Origin of the sequence: Pseudomonas piscis, from assembly GCF_009380155.1 — a bacterium.
Classification (GTDB): domain Bacteria; phylum Pseudomonadota; class Gammaproteobacteria; order Pseudomonadales; family Pseudomonadaceae; genus Aquipseudomonas; species Aquipseudomonas piscis.
Map to the genome: position 1 here is coordinate 101,868 of NZ_WHUV01000007.1, position 21,354 is coordinate 123,221.

Genomic DNA, 21,354 nt, shown 5'->3' on the forward strand with positions numbered 1-21,354 from the left:
GTCGGCAAGGAAACGCAAGCATGGGTGCTATTCAATCGTGGTTGAAGTGGTGTGTGGTAGCTGGCGGTTGGGCTTCTGGCCTGGCGTTGGCAGCGGGTGCGGACGGTCTGCAACGGGTCAAGGTGGAGTTGGTGACGCCGCCCCAGGTGCATGCTCACGAGCAGGTGGTCAGCGGACCGCCCAAGGTGATGCAGTTCCACATGCGCGTCGAAGAGAAAAAGATGGTGGTGGATGACCAGGGCACCACGCTGCAAGCCATGACTTTCAATGGCTCCATGCCCGGCCCGACCCTGGTGGTGCACGAGGGCGACTACGTCGAGCTGACCCTGAGCAACCCGGCCAGCAACAGCATGCCCCATAACATCGATTTCCACGCGGCCACTGGCGCCCTGGGTGGTGCGGCGCTGACCCAGGTGACCCCGGGCCAGGAGGTGGTATTGCGCTTCAAGGCCGATCGCAGTGGCACCTTCGTCTACCACTGCGCTCCTTCGGGCATGGTGCCGTGGCATGTGGTTTCCGGCATGAGTGGCACCCTTATGGTGCTGCCGCGCGATGGCCTGAAAGACTCGGCTGGCAAGCCCCTGCATTATGACCGGGCCTATACCATCGGCGAGTTCGACCTCTACATTCCCAAGGACAAGGACGGGCATTACAAGGATTATCCGAACCTGGCCTCCAGCTACCCGGATACCCACGCGGTGATGCGCACCCTGACTCCGAGCCACGTGGTGTTCAACGGTCGGGTCGGCGCCCTGACCGGAGCCAACGCGCTGACCGCCAAGGTCGGCGAAAGCGTGCTGTTCATTCACTCGCAAGCCAATCGCGACAGCCGCCCGCATCTGATCGGCGGCCACGGCGACTGGGTCTGGACCACCGGCAAGTTCGCCAACGCCCCGCAACGCAACCTGGAAACCTGGTTCATCCCCGGTGGCTCGGCCCTGGCGGCGCTCTACACCTTCAAGCAGCCGGGCACCTATGTGTACCTCAGCCACAACCTGATCGAGGCCATGGATCTGGGGGCTCTGGCGCAGGTCAAGGTCGAGGGGCAGTGGGATGACGACCTGATGACCCAGGTCAAGGCGCCGGGACCGATAGCGCCGGGCAAGCAATAGTTCTGGACGGGTGCTGCGCCGCAGGTTGAAGCCATGGACCCGCGGCGCCGTGGACAATGCTCAGAGGTTGAGGATGAACTTCAGATAGCCCGGATACACTTGGCGCCAGTCGTCCTGGAAGCTGTGGCCCTGATCGTGTTCGTGGCTCTGCAACTGATTGCCAGGCTCCAGGGCCTGTTGCGTGGCGACTGTGAGCTTCTGATTGCTTTCGTGCTCCTTGGCGCCATGGACGATGACGATGCGCTTGTCCCGAGCTTTGGATTCGCCAAAGGGAATCCGGTAGCCGCCGGGTGACAACAATAGTGCGCCGCTGTACTGCTGTGGGTACTCGGCGATCAGGTGCGAGGCATGCTCGGCCCCCTGGGAGAAGCCCATCAGGGCAATTCGCGAGCGATCGATGCGGGTCTGCTTCTCCAGCTTCTTCAGGGCCGCACTGACGGCCTCCTGAGTCGGTGCCACCGACTTTTGCTGCCACATGAATTGATGCTCATCGCGCTTGAGGGTGCCATTGATACCCACCAGAACCGCTTTTTCCCCCAGCAGGTCGGTACGCATATCGAGGTCGTCGCTGCCTTCGGTACCGAACCCCGACAACCAGACCAGCACTGGCCAGCCTGCGGCCGGCGCCTTGCCCTGGGGAATGCTGAAGGCCGCGAGGCCCGCATCCCTGGCCTTGGCCGGGTAGTTCTTCTCGGCGGCTTGCAGCAGCTTCTTGTAGGCCGGGTCTTGCTGAAGGCCTTGCAGTTCGTCGTCCTCCTTGAGGATCACCAACTGCCAGAAGCCGCGCTCGCGGGCCTGGTCGAGGTATTGGGCGGCGCGCTTGTTCTTGTCCATGGCGGCCAGGCTGCCGGCGGCCTGGTAGGAGGCGAAGGCATTCTTCGGGTCGAGACGAGCGGCGGTCAGGTAGTAAGCCAGGGCGCCGGCATAGTTGTCGTGCTGGCTTTTTTCATTGTCCCCGGCTTCGATGAAGTCTTCGGGACTGGCATCGTCCAGGTACAGGTTGGCCATACCCGCCAGGCCCTGCCAACGGCCTTTGGCAACGTCTTCCGATGCTTGCGCATGGGCGTCGATACTGGTCAGGCTGAGGATGGAGAATAATGAGAGAAACGACAGTGGCAGGCGTACTGCGGCCGGCAACGACATGACTGGAAGTCCTTTTTCAGAGAGGAACGCCCCGGGAGCGGGCCCGGGGCGGCGCGCAGCTTAGCACGCCGTCCGATCTGTCTCGATCTTTGGCAAGAGCAGCCGACTTGGCGCCGGCTACAGGCTCAGTCGCTTTGATCGGCAGTGGAAATCACTTCGTCGATCTTCCAGCAGCCCTTGTCCTTGATCATGCGCACATCGACGATCTGGGTGGTGTCCGGCGTGTTGCCCAGGGTCACTTGTTCCTTGGCGCTGGAGCCCTGGATCTGCGGTTCGCTGACCTGGATCTGGGTCAGCCATTCATCCATGTAGTCCTGGGCCTTGAGGAAGTAGTCCTCTTCCAGGCCGTCGGGACTTGCCATCTGTTTCTTGATCTTGGCGATCAGCGACTCCGAGACGTACTTTTTCATTTCGGGGGCGTTGTCGGTGACTGGATCCTTGTCCTGGCTGTAGGTCTGCAGGTACCAGCTGTAGAACGCCTGGGTTACAGGTTTGGGCGAACTGGCGCAATCGGCGATGGCCAGCGGCTGATGCAGGGCAATGGCCGCCAGCAGCGAGCAGAAGAGCATTCTCATGGGGAACCCCTTACGGATGACGGTAGATTTTGTATTCAGGCTTCTGTACCCGATAGGAGTGCCCCGGGTAGAAGCCGTGCAACTGCTTGAAGTCTGACACCCAAAGTTTGCCGTTGAACATCGCCATATGCCCGTGGGGATGGCCGGGAATGGGTTGGATGATCACCACGTCACCTGCTTGCGGTGCCTGGCCGGCAGGTTGCTCGACAAAACCAGCCGAGGTCAGGGAGGAACCAAAGTCCTTGGCCGAGTGCTTCCTGTGCAGGATTACGCCACCGCCGCCGGCTTCGATCGCCTGTCGGGTATAAGCCGCGCAGCGCCCGGTACTACCGGCGTGGGCGTGGCTGTTCAAGTGGTCGATTGCGGCTTCTTTATTCCACATTCCTGATCATCCGTGAGTCCTGGAGAGCGGCGATTTTATTCTTGCTGCGAGCGTCCCTGAAATACTGGCTAAATGCCTTGTAATGGCGCTTTGGGTGGTGGTTCACAGTTCTCTGGGGATGTTTGGGGCAGGCGCTGCGGCCAGCAGAGGTATGGGAAATACCTGCGCTGGGATTCAGGAGGTTAGCTATGGGTTGGCCTGGAATATAGGGGCAACGGGCGCTTCATGCGGATGGTTGATACCGGGCATCTCACATGGAGCTTTTTAGAGGCCCTTTCGCTCGCATTGCGTGAAGGTGGTTTTCCAGGCATTAAAAAGCCGGCTTGTGGCCGGCTTCTCGGGGGTTGGCTTGGCTTATTTTTGGTAAGCCGCACCAGCCTGCAAAACGTACACCCAGCTCTTGCGGCTGGCTGTGGGACTGGCGGGAAAGTCATCCGCCTCGTCGGGCGATCTGGCCATGGGGGCCGATGCGCAAAGGTGGGGCGCAGCATACGCATGTTCGTCGGGAATTCCCAGTACGAAGCGCGACCCAGAGGCCTTGAGGGCGAAAATAGTGCCCAGCGGCTGTTACGGGATGCATGGCCGGCTGGGTCTTGTTATCGACAAGCGGCCCCTGCGAGTGCTGGTAGGTACAAAAAAGCCCCGATCACTCGGGGCTTTTCTTGAAGCGTGTCGCTCGAAGCTTGTAGTTGCTTCTCAGCCCTTGTAGGCGGCAACCGACTTCTGGATCTCGGCGCGGGCGGCGTCAGCGTTGCCCCAGCCATCGATCTTCACCCACTTGCCTTTCTCCAGATCCTTGTAGTTCTCGAAGAAGTGCTTGATCTGCTCCAGCAGCAGCGCTGGCAGGTCGGTGTATTCCTTCACGTCCACGTACAGCTGGGACAGTTTGTCGTGAGGAACGGCGATCACCTTGGCGTCGCCGCCGCCATCGTCGGTCATGTTCAGGATGCCGACCGGACGAGCACGGATCACCGAACCCGGAGCTACCGGGTAGGGAGTCACGACCAGCACGTCCAGGGGGTCGCCGTCGTCGGCCAGGGTGTTAGGGATGAAACCGTAGTTGGCCGGGTAGAACATCGGGGTGGCCATGAAACGGTCAACGAACAGGCAGTCGCTGTCTTTGTCGATTTCGTATTTGATCGGCGCGTGGTTGGCCGGGATTTCGATCGCGACGTAGATGTCGTTCGGCAGGTCCTTGCCCGCTGGAATCTTGCTGTAGCTCATTGGGCGTTGCCCCCGTTGATTGACCAAAAAGTGGCGCAGATTATAGACACACTCCGCTATCTATGCCACGTGCCGAGGGTCGTAGAACCTTGGTCGCGGCGCCTTGCAGGCGAGCCTGGCATGGCCTGTCGCAGTGCCTTCGGATGAATGACGTAACTGCCTGGCAAGACATTAGTGCTGCGCTTGATAGACCGGATCGTGGGCCTGAAGTTGCTGCAACCTCGCCAGTGGGTCTTGCCGGTAGAACAACCGTAGCTGTTCATAGACCTGTGGATAGGCCGCTACCAGCAAATCCGGAGCGCTGAAGAAATACTCGCTGGTCACCGCGAAGAATTCCGCGGGGTTCTCCGCTGCGTAGGGATCGATGGCTGTCTCGCTATCCGGGTCCTCGTCCAGCTGGCGATTGAGATCGTCGTAGGCGGTCTGCATGACTTGGGCCCAGTCGCTGACGCGCATGTCCCTGTGGAGTGGTGGAAGGCCGTTGGCGTCGCCGTTGAGCATGTCCAGCTTGTGGGCCAGCTCATGGATCACCAGGTTGTAGGCCTCCCAGCCACCGCTGGCCAGGACCCCGGGCCACGCCAGGATGACCGGCCCTTGTTGCCAGGCTTCGCCGCTGTGTTCGCCGTCCCATTCGTGCTCGATGCCACTAGCATCGCGATGGCGCTGGGGGCTTTTGAAGTCGTCGGGGTAGAGGATGATTTCGTGGAAACCCTGGTACCAGTTCAGGTCGCCCAGGTGCAGCAACGGCAGTTGGGCCTGGGCGGCCAGCAACAGGCGCTGTTCCTGGTGCAGCTCGACCCCTGGCAGGGCTGTCAGGTGCTTGTCGTCCAGGAACAGCACGCTGGCTTCGCGCAACCACTGGTCCTCGGCGGCGCTGATGCCGTCGAGGAATGGCAATTGCTGGCGGACCTGCTGCCAGGTCCGGTCGCTGACCGGATGCCTGGCCAGCCGGCGTTTACGGCGCCAGGCACTCAAGGACCACATGCCGCTCAGCGGCTCCCGGCTTTTTCAGCGCCACGCCCGAAGCGGCTGCGCAGCACGCCGATGATCATCGGCACCAGGGACAGCAGGATGATCGCCACCACCAGCAGCGACAGGTTCTTCTTGATGAATGGCACGTTGCCGAAGAAGTAGCCCAGGGTCACCAGGCCACCGACCCAGAGGATGGTGCCCGCCACGCTGAAAGCGAAGAAACGCGGGTAGGGCATTCTCGCCACGCCGGCCACGAAAGGCGCGAAAGTCCGGATGATGGGCAGGAAGCGCGCCAGGGTCACGGTCTTGCCACCGTGTTTTTCATAGAAATCGTGGGTTTTCTGCAGGTAGTCGCGGCGGAAGATCTTCGAGTCGGGGTTGCTGAACAAGCGTTCTCCAGCCGTTCGTCCGATCACATAGTTGGTGCTGTCGCCCAGGATCGCCGCCAGCATCAGCAGCCCGCCCAGTAGCACCGGGTCCATGCCGCCACCGGCAGCCACCGCGCCGGCGATGAACAGCAACGAATCCCCCGGCAGGAAGGGGGTCACCACCAGGCCGGTCTCGCAGAAGATCACCAGGAACAGGATGGCGTAGATCCAGGGCCCGTAGTTGGTCACCAGCATGTCGAGATAGACGTCGAGATGGAGGATTAGGTCGATCGGGTTGAAATCCATTGAAGCACCTGTGGTGATGGCCTGACTCGGCAGGCCTGTGCGATTGCTTTAAGAAAAGGGCTATGAAGGGATGCGACTTTTCTTGGGGGGCGGAAAGGTCGGCATTATAAAGGCTGGCAGGTGAAATGCGTGTTCAGATTGTAGCGGCACATGTCGATCCGCAACCTGTCGGCACGCTGATAGGCTCCGCGGTCTGGGACCGGGGGCGAATGCCGATCAGTTAAGGAGAGGGTAGGAGCGAGGCTTGCCCGCGATGGACTTCAGGGCGCTGCATTTATCCAGTCGACACGCACTACCGTTAGCTCGCATCGCGAGCAATCGAGGGGCGACCGGCAGCTTCTACGGAGGATCGCCTTGCTCAATTGACTGGCATCAGGCCGGGGCCCGTTCTCAGTCTTCGCTTATGGGCAGGATGTAGTTCTTGAACTCCGTGTCCTCGCGAAATCCCATGGATTCATAGGTCTTGCGCGCCACTTCGTTGTCGCTGCTGGTGGAGACCCGCATGCGCACGGCATTGGTTTCCTTGGCCATCTTCTTGGCGGTGCGCATCAGGTTGTCGGCCACCAGTTGGCGGCGAGCATCCTCGGCAACGTAGATGTCGTTGAGGATCCACACACGCTTGAGGGACAGGGACGAGAAGCTCGGATAGAGCTGGCAGAAGCCCAGCAACTTGCTGCTGTCGTCATCGGCCAGGGCCAGGTAGATCACCGACTCCTTGCGCCGCAGGCGCTTTTCCAGGAACGCCCGGGAAGAGTCCGGGTAAGGCAGGGCGCCATAGAACTCGCGGTACTTGACGAATAGCGGGGTCAACAGATCCAGGTGCTCGAGGGTTGCTTGAGTAATCCGCATGATGGCTCTCAACTTCAAGTGGATGTGACGGCACAGGTTGGAGAACTCGGGCAGCCGCGTTGCGATGCTGCCCAAAGCGGTTAAAAAGCGCAATCGTCTTGCAAAATCACACTTGGGGCGGGCCCAGGAGGAAGTTGCCCTTCATGTCCGCGGGCGAGTCGCTGTCCAGGGTCTGGACCTGCGCCTCGTCCTTGAGGTTCACCCCCGACAATTGCCGGCGGCAGGCTTCGCGCATCAGGTACAGCAGCCGATGGGCGGCCATGCCGTAGCTCAGGCCCTCCAGGCGTACGTTGGAGATGCAGTTGCGGTAGGCATCGGTGAGCCCGACCTTCGGCTGGTAGGTGAAATATAGCCCCAGACTGTCGGGAGAGCTGAGCCCCGGGCGTTCGCCGATCAGGATGACCGTCATCTTGGCGCCCAGCAGCTGGCCGATTTCATCGGCCACCGCCACCCGGCCCTGTTCCACCAGGATCACCGGCGACAGCGACCAGCCTTCGGCGGCGGTCTGTTCTTCCATGCGCGCCAGGAACGGCAGGGTATGGCGATGCACGGCCAGCGCCGACAAGCCATCGGCCACCACGACCGCGAGGTCGACCCCGCCGGGGTGGGCCTGGGCATATTCGCGCAGGGCCTGGGCCGACTCGTCGCTGAGCCGGCGCCCCAGGTCAGGGCGTTGCAGGTAGCTGTGGCGATCGGTGGCGGCGCTGTGCAGCAGCAGGCTGTCGCGGCCCCGCTCGGCCAGCTGGGCACTGAGTCCGGCATGGTCGAACGGCAGGTGTACGGCATCCCGGGCCTGGGCATGGGCGAACTGGAAATCCAGCTGGGCGCCAGTGGGCAGGCTGGTGCCGGTGCGGCCCAGGGCGATGCGCGCCGGAGTCAGGCGGCGCAGTTCCAGCCAGGGGTTTTGCGAGTCGCTCGGGTGTTTTTGCATGAGCCTGTTCCTTATCCCAACTGGGCCAGTGCCTGGCGGAAGGCCGGAGGCAGGTTGTTGCCGAAATGCACCTTGCCGTCGGCCTGGGTGAAGATCCCGGTCCGCGCCAGCCACTGCTCGAATTCGGGCGCGGGCTTCAGGCCCAGGGTCTGGCGGGCGTAGAGGGCGTCGTGGAAGGATGTGGTCTGGTAGTTGAGCATGATGTCGTCGGAGCCCGGGATGCCCATGATGAAGTTGATCCCGGCCACCCCCAGCAGGGTCAGCAGGTTGTCCATGTCGTCCTGGTCGGCCTCGGCGTGGTTGGTGTAGCAGATGTCGCAACCCATGGGCACGCCCAGCAACTTGCCGCAGAAGTGATCCTCCAGGCCGGCGCGGATGATCTGCTTGCCGTTGTACAGGTACTCCGGCCCGATGAAACCGACCACGGTGTTCACCAGGAACGGCTTGAAGTGCCGCGCCACGGCGTAGGCGCGGGTTTCGCAGGTCTGCTGGTCGACGCCGAAGTGGGCGTTGGCCGACAGCGCGCTGCCCTGGCCGGTCTCGAAGTACATCAGGTTCTGCCCCAGGGTGCCGCGATTCAGGCTCAGCCCCGCTTCGTAGCCTTCCTTGAGGATGTTGAGGTTGATGCCGAAGCTGGCGTTGGCCGCTTCGGTACCGGCGATCGACTGGAATACCAGGTCCAGGGGCACGCCACGGTTGATCGCCTCGATGGAGGTGGTGACGTGGGTCAGCACGCAGGCCTGGGTGGGAATCTCGTAGCGCTGGATGATGGCGTCGAGCATCTCCAGCATGGCGCAGATCGAGGCGATGCTGTCGGTGGCCGGGTTGATGCCGATCATGGCGTCGCCGTTGCCGTACAGCAGGCCGTCGAGAATGCTCGCGGCGATGCCGGCCGGCTCGTCGGTGGGGTGGTTGGGCTGCAGGCGGGTGGACAGGCGCCCGCGCAGGCCCACGGTGCCGCGGAACTTGGTCACCACACGGATTTTCTGCGCTACCAGCACCAGGTCTTGCAGGCGCATGATCTTCGATACCGCCGCGGCCATTTCCGGGGTCAGGCCCGGGGCCAGGTCGCGCAGGCTCTGCTCGTCGGCAGCGTCACTGAGCAGCCAGTCGCGGAAGCCGCCGACGGTCAGGTGGCTGACCGGGGCGAAGGCCGCCTTGTCGTGGCTGTCGATGATCAGCCGGGTGACTTCGTCGGACTCGTAGGGGATCAGCACCTCTTCGAGGAAGTGCTTGAGGGGGATGTCCGCCAAGGTCATCTGGGCGGCCACCCGCTCGCCGTCGTTGAGGGCGGCGACCCCGGCCAGGAAATCCCCGGAACGCGCGGGGCTGGCCTTGGCCATGACTTCCTTGAGGCTGTCGAAGCGATAGGTCTGAGAACCTACGCTGTGGGAAAATTGGGCCATCTCAGTCTCCGTTTCAACGATGTAGGGGCGTTGCCGAATGCTGGCGGATCATCAGGATGCCACCTTCTTCAGCAGGTTTTCCAGACGGTTGCCGGCAGCTCGGTGCTGCAGGATGGCGAAGGCCTTCTCCGCCACCAGGCTGCCGCCTTCCAGCGGCGGCAGGCCGCCGCTGTAGATGTTCGAGATCACGGTGTATTCGTAGCCGATATCCGGGTTGCCGCTGAACTGCGCCGCCGCGCGCCGGGCCTGTTCGTCCGGCAAGCGATAGCCCAGGTAGGCGGACATGCTGCGCGAGGCCAGGGCATCGCCGCCGGGACGTTCGCCGATCAAGACAATGATCAGCTGCGGTTGCAGCGCCTCGCCCACCGATTCCGCCAGCTTGACCCGGCCATAGGGCGCGAGGATCGGCTGGCCGACGCGCAGTTCGCGGCTGCGCAGGCCATCCATCAGCACCGGCAGCAGTTCGGGAATGTTGTGGTGGATGGCCTCGGCGCTGAGACCGTCGGAAATCACGATCTGCACGTCGTTGTATTCCGGTTGCAGCTGGCGCAGTACCTCTTCAGTCAGGCGCGCGCCCAGTTCCGGGTCTTGCAGGTGGGCCAGCTTGTCCGGGGCGGCGGTGCGCAGTTCGCGCAGGGGAATCTCGCCGAACTCGGCCGGACGCAGGTCGACGTAGATCGCCTCCCGGGCCACCGCCAGGTTGGCCCGCACGATGCGCGAGACGTTGTTGGCCGGGCGCGGCCCGGCGTTGTCGAAACCGTAGGTGGCCGGGGTGGATTCCAGCAGGCGCTGGAAGTCGATGTCCGACTCGCAGAAGATCCGCGGGTTGCCCCAGTTCGGCCCGCGCTCGACGTTGCCATGGGCATCTTCCTGGAAGATCCCCTTGCCCAGGGCCCAGCGCAGGTACTCCGGAGCCGGCGCCAGGTCGTGGACTTCGCGCAGGGTCTGGTTGTCGTGGGCGCTGGTGTCGAAGTAGGCCAGCATGCGGTCGGTGCTCAGGTACACGTCCATGAAGAAGTTGGCGCCGGCCGCAGTCAGCAGCTCGGTGGCCATCTGCTGGCCTTCCAGGGTCACCTGGGAGTGCAAGGTGTAGCAGGGCGCCATGCCCATGGGCAGGCCCAGCAGCTTGCCCATGAACTGGTCCTGCAGACAGGCGTAGGTCATCTCGAAGTTGTCGAGGTGGGTTTCCGGGCCGATGAAACCGGTGACGTTGTTGACCATGTACGGGCGGTAGCGCCGGGCCAGGCCGTAGCACAGCGCCTCGCAGGTGGTCATGTCGATTCCTTCGTGCTTGCCGTAGGTCAGCTCGCTGCCCTGGCCGGTCTCGAAGTACATGAAGTTTTCCGCCACGTCTCTTAGTGGGCCCCGCTCGGCCATGGCCTGCCAGGCCTGGTCGAGCAGTTGCACGGTGACGTCGAACTCGTCGGTCAGGGTGCGCTCGGTGCCCGCCAGGCTCTGGAACATGATTTCCACCGGCGCGCCCTGGTCCAGGCAGGCCAGTTGGGTCTTGATGTGCGACAGCACGCAGATCTGCGTAGGCGCTCCGGTTTCCCGGCGCAATTTGTCCAGGTGGCGCAGGGTGGCGCTGATGTTGTCCACGGTGTCGATGGCCGGGTTGAGGCCGATCAGCGCGTCGCCCGAGCCCATGCTCAGCCCGGTGTACACCAGCAGGGTGATGCCGCTGAGGTTGTCGGTGGGGTGGTTGGGCTGCAAGCGTGACGACAGGGTGCCAGGCAGGCCCACCAGGGTCCGGGCCTTGGCGGCTGCACCGCTCTTGAGCTTCTTGGACAGCAGGATCAGCTCGTGCACGTCCAGAAGCTTGGCCAGGGCGGCGACCATCACCCCGGTCAGGCCCGTGCCGATGCGGCGGATTTCCGTGCCGTGGCTGCGCAGCAGGCGATCCTTGAGGGCGCCCAGGGTCAGCCCGGATATCTCGGCGAACACTTGGTGGTCGATGTCGTAGTTGACCTGCATCACGCTGTCGATACGGCCATGGCGATCGGTGAGAGGGTGCTCGAAGTAGTGGCCCAGGGTCAGCTCCGAGAGCACCTTGCGGGCCGCTTCGCGAGTGATTTCGTCGGCCGCCGCGAGGCCGGCCACGCGGTCCCCGGCCTTGCTGATGTCGGCGGCGCCGAGCACCGCCTTGAGGTTGGCGAAGTGGATCTCGCGATCCAGGACCCGGGTGCCGTAGCTGCGCTCGGTGGGTATCTCGGGCAGGCGGATGTGCTGGAGTTCGGTGAGTGGCATGGCAGGACTCTCCTTGGTTCGCATCGCCTCAGTGCACGCCGTAGAAGGCGACGGGCACGATGTGCTGATGGGGTTTCCCCAGGTTGATGAAGTGCGCCGAGCGCTCGCGTACCTCGTCGATGACGATCAGGTTGCAGGCACTGCGCCCCCAGTCCGTGGCGTAGTTGCCCAGGACCTTGCCGATGTTGCTTTCCAGCAGCAGCACCAGTGGCCACTGCGGCTCCGGGGCAGCGGCTTGCAGGGCCTGGGCCAGGCGCGTGCCCAACTGGCGGACCTGCTCCAGCCGGGGAACCTGGCCGTCATCGAGCAATTGCAGGCAGGCGCCGTCGCGGCTGCCCAGGGCCAGGCCCAGGGCGTCGCGCAGTTGGCGCTCGCTGGCATCGATGGGCAGGCGCGCGACGATGGGCAGGTCCTTGAGTGGCAGCACCTGTGGTCGTGGCAAGAACAGGGTGCTGCCGGAAATCTCGGTGTTGTGCAGGGTCAGGCCATAGACCGTGGCTCGCCCGCGGTTTTCCGGCACCAGTCGGGTGGCGTCCCCCACCAGTCGGGGCTGGCGAGCGATGGCCAGGGCCAGGTCGATGCCCAAATCGCCATAGAAGGTGGTGCCGGGCAGCGTTTCGCCTTGCAGGTGGCGATAGAGCAGCTCGCCGACGCCGCCGGAAAAGGTCAACGCGGCGCTTGCATGGCCTTGGGGCAAGAGCAGCGGCAATTGCTCGACCACCCGGCCCAGCGGACTGGCGAAGAACGCCCGGTCGCCCTCGGCGATCGCCAGCAGCGCCGCGACGTACCAGGCGAGCACAGCGTCCCGCTCCAGGGGCATCAGTTCCTGGCCGGGCTCCCTGGCGATGCCCAGGTGCTGGAGCAGGGCCCGGCCGAACGCCGAGAGCTCCCTGAGCCGATAGCTACCGGGGTGGAATTGCAGGTGCCGGGCGCCGATGAAGTGGCAGCCAGTGGCCAGGACATTGCCATCCAGGCCCCAGGCGGCGTTGGTGGTACCGCCGCCAATGTCCAGGTTGAGCAGTGGCTGCTGGCGATGGAAACGGCTCAGGGCCGAACAGCTGCCCATGAAGGCCAACCAGGATTCCAGGCCGCCGTCGTCGGCCCGGGTCACCAGGGCGTTGCCGAGCAGTTGCCCCACCTGTTGCGCCAGGGCCTGGGCATTGTGCCGCCGGGCGGCCAGGCCGGTGATGATCACTCCGCCGGAAAACAGCTGCTGCGGACGGACTCCGGCCTGTTCCAGCCAGCCTTCGATCAAGCCGCCGATGGCCCCGGTGTCGATGATGTCGTCCTTGAACGGCGTGAACACCGGGTCGCCGCGAAACAGCACCCGGGGTTCATTGAGGGCCATGCGTCCGGTGACGCAATGGCTGCTGAGGCTGGCCTGGGCGATCAGCGCGCTGCTGGTGGTGGAGCCGAAGTCCAGTCCCAGCAGCAATACCGGTGCGCCGCCCGTGATGGCTTGCATGCAGGCGTTCCTCGCCGTGCCGGGCTCAGGCTGTGGCCTTTTGCCCAGGCGCTGCTGGTGCTTGCTGCACGCTATCGCCCAGGTATTCGCCCTCGGCGATGATCCCGGCCGCGCGGTCCTGGGCTTCCAGTTGCAGGGCCTTGGGCACCGACAGCCAGTAGGCCAGGCCCACCGCGACGAAACCAGCGCTGAGCTTGCCGATCAGTACCGGCAGGATGATGGTCGGCTGGAAGTTGGCGGTGAAGGACAGGTGGTCGCCCAGCAGGAAGGCCGCGCAGACACCGAAGGCGATGTTGACCACCTTGTCCTTTGGCGGCATGTAGCGCACCAGGCGGAACATCGCCAGGATGTTGGCGATGGTGGCCAGCATGCCGGCGCTGCCCACGGCGCTCAGGCCGACCTTGCCGCCCAGGCTCTCCAGGGGTTTGCCCAGGTACTTGCGCAGCAGGTAGACCATGGGGAAGGCCCCGGCCAGCATGATGCCGATGTAGCCGGCGGTTTCCAGCGCGCGGGTCTGGTCCTCGGCGTCGGCGATGATCGGGTGGAAGCCCCAGCTGCCGAAAACCGTGGTGAACACGCCGGTGAAGTGCTGGACGATCGACGCCACCAGCACCAGCTTGATCACTGCGTCCAGGGTCCGGCCGAAGATGATGAAGCCCTTGATCATCAGGTCCGGCAGGAAGCGCAGCCCCAGGGCCAGGGCCACGACGAAGATCAGGATCGGCAGCAGGTTGGCGAACAGGCCGCCCACGGCCAGGGCCAGTTGGTAGCTGGCCTCGGAGTTGGTGCTGACCAGCTCGCGGACCATCGGGTTGCTGAAGGCCAGGATCAGGCTGGCCACCATCACCCCGACCGGGATGGTCAGGATGCCGGACATGATCCCCAGGGCCATGTACTTGTGGTCGCGCTTGTCGAGCATCGCCAGGCCCATGGGGATCGAGAAGACGATGGTGGCGCCACCCATGAAGCCGGTGATCAATGCCATCACCAGCGCTTCCTTGCTGGCCGCCAGGGCCGAGGCCAGGTGGTAGCCGCCCATGTCCGAGGCGATGATCATGGTCGCCGCCAGGGCCGGGTCGGCACCCAGGGATTCGAAGAAGGGTCCGAAGACCGATTCGATCAATACGGTGAGATAGGGGATGGAAGCCATGATCCCCGCCGCCGGCACGAAGATGTAGCCCGTGGCGTGGATGCCTTCCATGAACTCCTTGCCCAGCCCGCGATCACTGTCATAGATGGCAGCGAGGGCGCCGAGCACGGCACAGAGCATGATGAGGTAGAGCACGTAGTTGCCGATCTGGTCCATTGCTTTGCTCCCTTGTCTTATTGTTTTTCAAGGCTCTTGTTCGAGCCCGGGGCTGTGCGCGCGAGGTCGTTGACTCAGAACTTCCGACAGCAGCGTCCCGTCCGGCAAGCCAGTGGCACCGGACCACGAAGGTGTAGATGTGCGGCAGGGCCGCGAAAAAACCTCCCGGCGACCTTGGGGTCGCCGGGAGGGTCGATCAGAAGAAGCCCAGCGGATTGATGTCGTAGCTCACCAGCAGGTTCTTGGTCTGCTGGTAGTGGTCGAGCATCATCTTGTGGGTCTCGCGGCCCACGCCGGATTTCTTGTAGCCACCGAACGCGGCGTGCGCCGGGTACAGGTGGTAGCAGTTGGTCCACACGCGACCGGCCTTGATCCCACGGCCCATGCGGTAGGCGCGGTTGATGTCGCGGGTCCAGACCCCGGCCCCCAGGCCGAACTCGGTGTCGTTGGCGATCGCCAGGGCCTCGGCTTCGTCCTTGAAGGTGGTGATGCTCACCACTGGCCCGAAGATTTCTTCCTGGAACACGCGCATCTTGTTGGTGCCCTTGAGCAGGGTCGGCTGGATGTAGTAGCCGGTTGCCAGGTCGCCTTCGAGTTTCTCCACCTTGCCGCCGGTGAGCAGTTGCGCACCTTCGTTCTTGGCGATGTCGAGGTAGGACAGGATCTTGTCGAACTGCTGTTCGGATGCCTGGGCGCCGACCATGGTGTCGGTGTCCAGCGGGTCGCCACGCTTGATCTGCTCGATCTTCTTCATCACCGCTTGCATGAATTCGTCGTAGATCGACTCCTGCACCAGGGCGCGGGATGGGCAGGTGCAGACTTCACCCTGGTTGAAGAACGCCAGCACCAGGCCTTCGGCGGCCTTCTCGATGAACTTCGGCTCGGCCTGCATGATGTCTTCGAAGAAGATGTTCGGCGACTTGCCGCCCAGTTCCACGGTGGACGGGATGATGTTCTCGGCGGCGCATTTCATGATGTGCGAGCCCACCGGGGTCGAGCCGGTGAAGGCGATCTTGGCGATGCGCTTGCTGGTGGCCAGGGCCTCGCCGGCTTCGCGGCCGAAACCTTGCACCACGTTGAGCACGCCTTTTGGCAGCAGGTCGCCGATCACTTCCATGAGCACGGTGATGCCCAGCGGGGTCTGCTCGGCAGGCTTGAGCACCACGCAGTTGCCGGCGGCCAGGGCCGGGGCCAGCTTCCAGGCGGCCATCAGGATCGGGAAGTTCCACGGGATGATCTGGCCGACCACGCCCAGTGGCTCATGGATGTGGTAGGCCACGGTGTTGCCGTCGATCTCGGCGGCGCTGCCTTCCTGGGCCCGCAGGCAGCCAGCGAAGTAGCGGAAATGGTCGGCGGCCAGGGGGATGTCGGCGTTCAGGGTCTCGCGTACGGCCTTGCCGTTGTCCCAGGTTTCGGTGATGGCCAGCAGTTCGAGGTTCTGCTCGATACGGTCGGCGATCTTCAGCAGGATCAGCGAGCGGGCCTGGACCGAGGTCGCGCCCCAGGCATCGGCGGCGGCATGGGCGGCGTCCAGGGCTTTATCGATGTCTTCGGCAGTGGAGCGCGGGAATTCGGCGATCGGCTTGCCGTTCACCGGCGAGGTGTTGGTGAAGTACTGGCCTTTGATGGGCGCGACGAATTCGCCGTTGATGTAGTTGCCGTACTTGCTCTTGAACGAAACGATAGCGCCTTCAGTACCGGGGTGTGCGTAACGCATGGGGTATCTCCTGGCTTTTATGCTTATGGGGGAGGACGCGCTTTAGCGCATGGCAAGCGTAGAGCAAAGCCCGGGCCAGTGTGCTCCATGCCAGGTGAATCAAGGCCTTGCGACAACAGGTCGCAGCCCCTGGACCTGGGCTGTGGCAAATCTGGCGCAGTATCGAGTGACAGTTTGTAACCTTGATGGCACAACCTGTGACTTGTGGGTCAAGCCGACGTTGCAATGCGGTCACGGCTGGAGGATGCTGATTCGCGTGTCGAATCCTGTCGGACAAATCCGCTGAATCCTCGGAGTTTTTGTCGGCTGGCAGCGATTCTCGAACTTTCGGCGGCTACAGGATGGCGCCCGCGCGTGACAGCACAGCAGGAGAACAATAAGAAATGCACAGCAGCAATCATCTGACCCGCCATGCCCAGCAAGTGCTGACGGTCGCCCGGGGCAAGGCCCATCTGCAGGGACCTGGCAGCGATCCATCCATCGCCCGTTCCTGGCTGCGCTGCCTGGAGGACTATCACCTCGACCCGGCACTGGCCATGGCGCCGACGGTGCTCGAGCACGGCCGCTTGCTGGAGAGCCGCGAACGCCTGCGCGATGTGCTGCAGATCGCCGGTACGGAAATGGCCAACCTGCACCAGCAGTTGTCCGGTGCCGGTCACGCGGTGCTGCTGACCGATGCCCGCGGGGTCATCCTCAACTGCATCACCGCTCCCAGCGAGCGCAAGATCTTCGAGCATGCCGGCCTGTGGCTAGGCGCCGACTGGAGCGAGGCCCGCGAGGGCACCAACGGCATCGGTACCTGCCTGGTGGAACGCCAGTCGTTGACCATCCATCAGGACGAGCATTTCCGTGGCCGGCACACCGGCCTGACCTGCTCCGCCAGCCCGGTGTTCGATCCCCATGGCGAGTTGCTGGCGGTACTGGACGTGTCTTCGGCCCGCCAGGATGTTTCCCGCCAGAGCCAGTTCCACACCATGGCCATGGTCAATCTCTCGGCGAAGATGATCGAGAGCTGTTACTTCCTGCGTTACTTCGAAAACCAGTGGTTGCTGCGCTTTCACTTGCAGGCCGAGTCGGTGGGGCTGTTCAGCGAGGGGCTGCTGGCGTTCGACGGCGAAGGGCGGATCTGCGCGGTGAACCAGAGTGCCCTGAACCTGCTGGGGCATATTCGCGGCGGCCTGCTGGGCAAGCCCGTGGATAGTTTTTTCGATTGTTCCCTGGATGAGCTGTTCGCTCGTGCCAGCCTCAATGCCAGCGCCAGCTGGCCATTGCGAACCCGGGACGGGCGGCGTTTGTTCGCCTTGTTGCGCGGTGCCCCGCAGCCCGTCACGCCACCTTTGTTGCGCGCGCCGCTGGAAGTGCTCCAGCCCCGCGCCCCGGGGATCTGCCTGGGGGACGCCGGCCTGCAGAACGATTTTCGCCGGGCTTCGCGGGTGTTCGAGCGTGATGTGCCGCTGCTGATCAATGGCGAGACCGGCTCCGGCAAGGAGGCGTTCGCCAAGGCCGTGCACCAGGGCAGCGTCCGGGCGGACAAGGCCTTTGTCGCCCTCAACTGCGCGGCGATCCCGGAAAGCCTGATCGAGAGCGAACTGTTCGGCTACCGCGGCGGCAGCTTCACCGGGGCGCGCAAGGAAGGCATGCGCGGCAAGCTGCAGCAGGCCGACGGCGGCACCTTGTTCCTGGATGAGATCGGCGACATGCCGCTGGCCTTGCAGACCCGCTTGCTGCGGGTCCTGGAGGATCGGCTGGTGGTGCCCATCGGCGGCGAGCCGCAACCGGTCAATGTGCGCATCATCAGTGCCACTCACCGCGACCTGCAGGAGCGGGTGCGCGATGGCAGCTTCCGTGAAGACTTGTACTACCGGCTCAATGGCCTGGAGATCGCCCTGCCGGCTTTGCGTGAGCGCAGTGACAAATCCCAGTTGCTGGACTTCCTCCTGGCCGAAGAGGCGGGCACGCAGCCGGTGGGCCTGGACGAGCCTGCACGCCAGGCGCTGTTGGGCTATTCCTGGCCGGGCAACGTACGACAGCTGCGCAATGTACTGCGGACCCTGGCGGCCTTGTGCGAAGACGGCCGGATCGGTGTCGACGACTTGCCGGCGATGATTCGCCAGGGCAGCCGCCTTACTCCGGCGAGCGAAGCGCTCGAGGCGCAGCCGGAGCGCCCCCTGGACGACGCCGAGCGCCAGGCGCTGCTGGCGGCACTGGAGCAGCAGCGCTGGCACATGACCCATACCGCCGAGCAACTGGGGGTCAGTCGCAACACCTTGTATCGCAAGCTGCGCAAGCACGGCATTTCGCGCTGAGCCCAGGCACGTCCATCGCCAGCCGTGGCCCAGGCCGCGGCGGCATCTCCCCGTCAGCTAAAGGGTGCGATTTGCAGCCCTCTAGGCTACCCTGCGCCGATGTTTTATGAGGTCGACTATGCACATCCATATTCTCGGTATCTGCGGCACTTTCATGGGGTCGATGGCGGTTCTGGCCAAAGAGCTCGGCCACCACGTCACCGGCTCCGACGCCAACGTCTATCCGCCGATGAGCACCCAACTGCAAGCCCAGGGCATCGAGCTGACCCAGGGTTATGACCCGGCCCAGCTGGACCCGGCGCCGGACCTGGTGGTGATCGGCAACGCCATGTCCCGGGGCAACCCGGCGGTGGAATATGTGTTGAACAAGGGCTTGCCCTATGTGTCCGGCCCGCAATGGCTGGCGGACCATGTGCTGCAAGGGCGTTGGGTCCTGGCGGTGGCCGGTACCCACGGCAAGACCACCACCAGCAGCATGCTGGCCTGGGTGCTGGAGCATGCCGGGATGAGCCCGGGCTTTTTGATCGGCGGCGTGCCGCAGAACTTCGCGGTTTCGGCGCGCCTGGGCGGTACGCCGTTCTTCGTGATCGAGGCCGATGAGTACGATAGCGCCTTCTTCGACAAGCGCTCGAAATTCGTCCATTACCGTCCGCGCACAGCCATCCTCAACAACCTCGAATTCGACCATGCGGATATCTTCCCGGACTTGGCGGCCATCGAGCGGCAGTTCCACCATCTGGTACGGACCATCCCCAGCGAAGGCCTGGTGATCCACCCCACCACCGAACCCGCCTTGCAGCGAGTGATCGAGATGGGCTGCTGGACTCCGGTACAGACTACCGGCGCCGGCGGTCAATGGCAGGTCAAGCTGCGCAGCGAAGACGGTTCGGCCTTCGAGGTGTTGTTCGAGGGTGTGAGCCAAGGCGTGGTCGAGTGGGAACTGACCGGCCAGCACAACGTCGCCAACGCCTTGGCGACCCTGGCCGCGGCCCGTCATGTGGGCGTGGTGCCGGCCATGGGCATCGCTGCGCTGAGTGCCTTCAAGAGCGTGAAGCGGCGCATGGAGAAAGTCGCCGAGGTGCAAGGGGTGACCATCTACGATGACTTCGCCCACCACCCGACCGCCATCGCCACCACCCTGGATGGCTTGCGCAAGCGCGTCGGCGAGGCGCCGGTGATCGCCATCATCGAGCCGCGCTCCAACTCCATGAAGCTCGGTGCCCACCGTGACGGCCTGCCGGAAAGCGTCAACCAGGCCGACCAGGTGATCTGGTACGCGCCGCCCAACCTGGGTTGGGACCTGGCGGCCACTGCGGCCCAGTGCACGGTACCCTCGATCGTCAGCGATTCGCTGGACGGCATCATCGAGCGAGTGAAGAGCCAGGCCAAGCCCGGGACCCAGGTGGTGATCATGAGCAACGGCGGCTTCGGCGGCCTGCACGGCAAGCTGGCCGAGGCGCTGCAATGAACAACGGCCCGGAACGCATCACCCTGGCCATGACCGGGGCGTCCGGCGCCCAATATGGCCTGCGCCTGCTCGACTGCCTGGTCCGCGAGGACCGGGAAGTGCATTTCCTGATCTCCAAGGCCGCGCAGTTGGTGATGGCCACCGAGACCGACGTGACCTTGCCGGCCAAGCCGCAACTGATGCAGGCCTTCCTCACCGAATACACAGGGGCGGCGGCGGGGCAGATCCGGGTCTACGGCAAGGAAGACTGGATGTCGCCGGTGGCCTCTGGCTCCGGCTCGCCCGCGGCGATGGTGGTGGTGCCGTGTTCCACCGGCACGCTGTCGGCGATCGCCACCGGGGCCTGCAACAACCTGATCGAGCGGGCTGCGGACGTCACCCTCAAGGAGCGTCGGCAATTGATCCTGGTGCCGCGCGAGGCGCCGTACTCCAGTATTCACCTGGAGCACATGCTCAAGCTGTCGAACCTGGGCGTGACCATCCTGCCGGCGTCGCCGGGCTTCTATCACCAGCCGCAGACCATCGATGACCTGGTGGATTTCGTCGTGGCGCGGATTCTCAACCTGCTGAATATTCCCCAGGACATGCTGCCCCGCTGGGGCGAACATCACTTGAGCAGTGATGAGTAGAGCCCTGCTGCTGTTGCTGGCCGCCCTGCAGTTGGGCGGCTGCGCCACGGCCCGTACCCTGGATGCGGCGAAGCCCGGGGCGCCGGTGGTATACGCCGGAACGCGCCTGGACTTGTATGCAATGCAGGGCGGTTGCTGCCCGGTGGATCGCTTCGGCGCCCAGGCTCCCGGTTACCCGGGGCTGGACCTGCCGGCCAGCGCCTTGCTCGATACCCTGCTGCTGCCGTTGTCAGTGCTGACGGCACTGGGGGTGGGGTTTCGCGCCACGGGCGGTTTGTAGCGCGAGGTCATTTACCCAGTTTGCGCAGCTCGTCGGACTCCACCACCCGGGTACCGCTTTGTTCTTCCAGGGCCAGGCGCCACATGGCTCGCGCTAGCTGGCAGGCCTCGATGCCGTGGTACTTGCCGGGGATCAGTCGCGACAGCGGACCGGCCAGTTGTTCGCCCAGGCGTGGTTCGACCCGGTCGCCCAGCAACAGGGAAGGTCGGCAGATAGTCAGTTGCGGCCAACCCTGGCGCTTCAGGGCTTCTTCCATCTCGCCCTTGACCCGGTTGTAGAAGATCGACGACTTGGGGTCCGCGCCCAGGGCGCTGACCACTATCAGGTGCCGTGCGCCCATTTCCAGGGCGCGCTTGCCGAACGCTACGACCAGGTCCAGGTCGACGGCGCGGAAGGCCGCTTCGGAGCCGGCGCGCTTGATGGTGGTGCCCAGGCAGCAAAAGGCGATCTCCACCTTGCCGCTCAACTGGGGCAGGAGCACAGCAGGGTCGCCTACCGGGTTTTCCAGTCGCGGGTGCTGGCTCAACGGGCGTCTGCTGGGGGCCAGGACGCGGCTGATGGTGGGCTCGCTGAGCAGGCGATCGAGCAGTTGCTCTCCGGTCAGGCCAGAGGCGCCGGCCAGCAGGATGTGCTGAGGCGTCAGGTACATGGTCATTCCCCCTTGGTAC

The 21,354-nt window shown here is 64.1% G+C and carries 19 protein-coding genes; 5 read left to right on the plus strand and 14 right to left on the minus strand.

The features are described 5' to 3' along the window. Positions 1-20: 20 nt before the first annotated feature. Positions 21-1,112: a copper-containing nitrite reductase gene (nirK, locus tag GDH07_RS29360; protein ID WP_152899604.1), complete on the plus strand. Its 1,092-nt coding sequence runs from the start codon at positions 21-23 to the stop codon at positions 1,110-1,112. 60 nt (positions 1,113-1,172) lie between these two features. Here nirK and GDH07_RS29365 read toward each other — a convergent pair whose 3' ends face one another. The 13 genes from GDH07_RS29365 to exaC all read right to left on the minus strand — a co-directional run bounded on the left by GDH07_RS29365 (position 1,173) and on the right by exaC (position 16,003). Beyond that, entirely contained in the window at positions 1,173-2,255 is a 1,083-nt protein-coding gene (locus GDH07_RS29365) for a dienelactone hydrolase family protein (protein ID WP_152899605.1), read from the minus strand. Between the two features lie 125 nt (positions 2,256-2,380). Beyond that, positions 2,381-2,830, minus strand: a complete 450-nt coding sequence (locus GDH07_RS29370; protein WP_152899606.1) for a DUF3828 domain-containing protein — start codon at positions 2,828-2,830, stop codon at positions 2,381-2,383. A 10-nt stretch (positions 2,831-2,840) separates the two neighbouring features. Continuing rightward, entirely contained in the window at positions 2,841-3,212 is a 372-nt protein-coding gene (locus tag GDH07_RS29375) for a CHAP domain-containing protein (protein WP_152899607.1), read from the minus strand. Positions 3,213-3,908: 696 nt separating this feature from the next. Next, complete coding sequence (ppa, locus tag GDH07_RS29380; protein ID WP_022641232.1) at positions 3,909-4,436, minus strand: inorganic diphosphatase; 528 nt, start codon at positions 4,434-4,436, stop codon at positions 3,909-3,911. 171 nt (positions 4,437-4,607) lie between these two features. Next, positions 4,608-5,420 carry a M90 family metallopeptidase gene (locus GDH07_RS29385; protein ID WP_152899608.1) on the minus strand — a complete coding sequence of 271 codons (813 nt, stop codon included), beginning with the start codon at positions 5,418-5,420 and terminating at the stop codon, positions 4,608-4,610. Positions 5,421-5,425: 5 nt separating this feature from the next. Beyond that, positions 5,426-6,082, minus strand: a complete 657-nt coding sequence (locus GDH07_RS29390) for a DedA family protein (protein WP_022641230.1) — start codon at positions 6,080-6,082, stop codon at positions 5,426-5,428. Positions 6,083-6,472: 390 nt separating this feature from the next. After that, a complete protein-coding gene (locus GDH07_RS29395) occupies positions 6,473-6,931 on the minus strand; it encodes a GNAT family N-acetyltransferase (RefSeq protein ID WP_031320590.1) in 459 nt (152 codons plus the stop codon). Between the two features lie 106 nt (positions 6,932-7,037). Then, positions 7,038-7,862 carry an ethanolamine ammonia-lyase subunit EutC gene (gene eutC / locus GDH07_RS29400; RefSeq protein ID WP_022641228.1) on the minus strand — a complete coding sequence of 275 codons (825 nt, stop codon included), beginning with the start codon at positions 7,860-7,862 and terminating at the stop codon, positions 7,038-7,040. Positions 7,863-7,873: 11 nt separating this feature from the next. Next, entirely contained in the window at positions 7,874-9,268 is a 1,395-nt protein-coding gene (locus GDH07_RS29405) for an ethanolamine ammonia-lyase subunit EutB (protein WP_152899609.1), read from the minus strand. Positions 9,269-9,319: 51 nt separating this feature from the next. Beyond that, on the minus strand, positions 9,320-11,515 hold the full coding sequence (locus GDH07_RS29410) for an ethanolamine ammonia-lyase (RefSeq protein WP_152899610.1): 2,196 nt from the start codon (positions 11,513-11,515) through the stop codon (positions 9,320-9,322). A gap of 28 nt (positions 11,516-11,543) precedes the next feature. Further along, positions 11,544-12,980, minus strand: a complete 1,437-nt coding sequence (locus GDH07_RS29415; protein WP_152899611.1) for an ethanolamine ammonia-lyase reactivating factor EutA — start codon at positions 12,978-12,980, stop codon at positions 11,544-11,546. A 25-nt stretch (positions 12,981-13,005) separates the two neighbouring features. Further along, positions 13,006-14,286 (minus strand): ethanolamine utilization protein EutH, encoded by a 1,281-nt coding sequence (gene eutH / locus GDH07_RS29420; protein ID WP_022641223.1) that lies wholly within the window; start codon positions 14,284-14,286, stop codon positions 13,006-13,008. A gap of 196 nt (positions 14,287-14,482) precedes the next feature. Beyond that, a complete protein-coding gene (gene exaC / locus GDH07_RS29425; RefSeq protein ID WP_022641222.1) occupies positions 14,483-16,003 on the minus strand; it encodes an acetaldehyde dehydrogenase ExaC in 1,521 nt (506 codons plus the stop codon). A 383-nt stretch (positions 16,004-16,386) separates the two neighbouring features. On the opposite strand from exaC, the gene GDH07_RS29430 reads away from it, so the two are divergent. From GDH07_RS29430 to GDH07_RS29445, 4 genes are all read left to right on the plus strand, one after another. Continuing rightward, complete coding sequence (locus GDH07_RS29430; protein WP_152899612.1) at positions 16,387-18,309, plus strand: sigma-54-dependent Fis family transcriptional regulator; 1,923 nt, start codon at positions 16,387-16,389, stop codon at positions 18,307-18,309. Positions 18,310-18,427: 118 nt separating this feature from the next. Next, entirely contained in the window at positions 18,428-19,777 is a 1,350-nt protein-coding gene (gene mpl / locus GDH07_RS29435) for a UDP-N-acetylmuramate:L-alanyl-gamma-D-glutamyl-meso-diaminopimelate ligase (protein WP_022641220.1), read from the plus strand. Next, entirely contained in the window at positions 19,774-20,406 is a 633-nt protein-coding gene (ubiX, locus tag GDH07_RS29440) for a flavin prenyltransferase UbiX (RefSeq protein WP_022641219.1), read from the plus strand. Before mpl ends, ubiX begins: the two co-directional genes overlap by 4 nt. Continuing rightward, complete coding sequence (locus GDH07_RS29445; RefSeq protein WP_022641218.1) at positions 20,399-20,686, plus strand: YceK/YidQ family lipoprotein; 288 nt, start codon at positions 20,399-20,401, stop codon at positions 20,684-20,686. Before ubiX ends, GDH07_RS29445 begins: the two co-directional genes overlap by 8 nt. Before the next feature lie 7 nt (positions 20,687-20,693). Here the strand turns inward: GDH07_RS29445 and GDH07_RS29450 are convergent, their stop codons facing one another. Beyond that, complete coding sequence (locus GDH07_RS29450) at positions 20,694-21,335, minus strand: oxidoreductase (RefSeq protein WP_152899613.1); 642 nt, start codon at positions 21,333-21,335, stop codon at positions 20,694-20,696. Positions 21,336-21,354 lie beyond the last annotated feature (19 nt).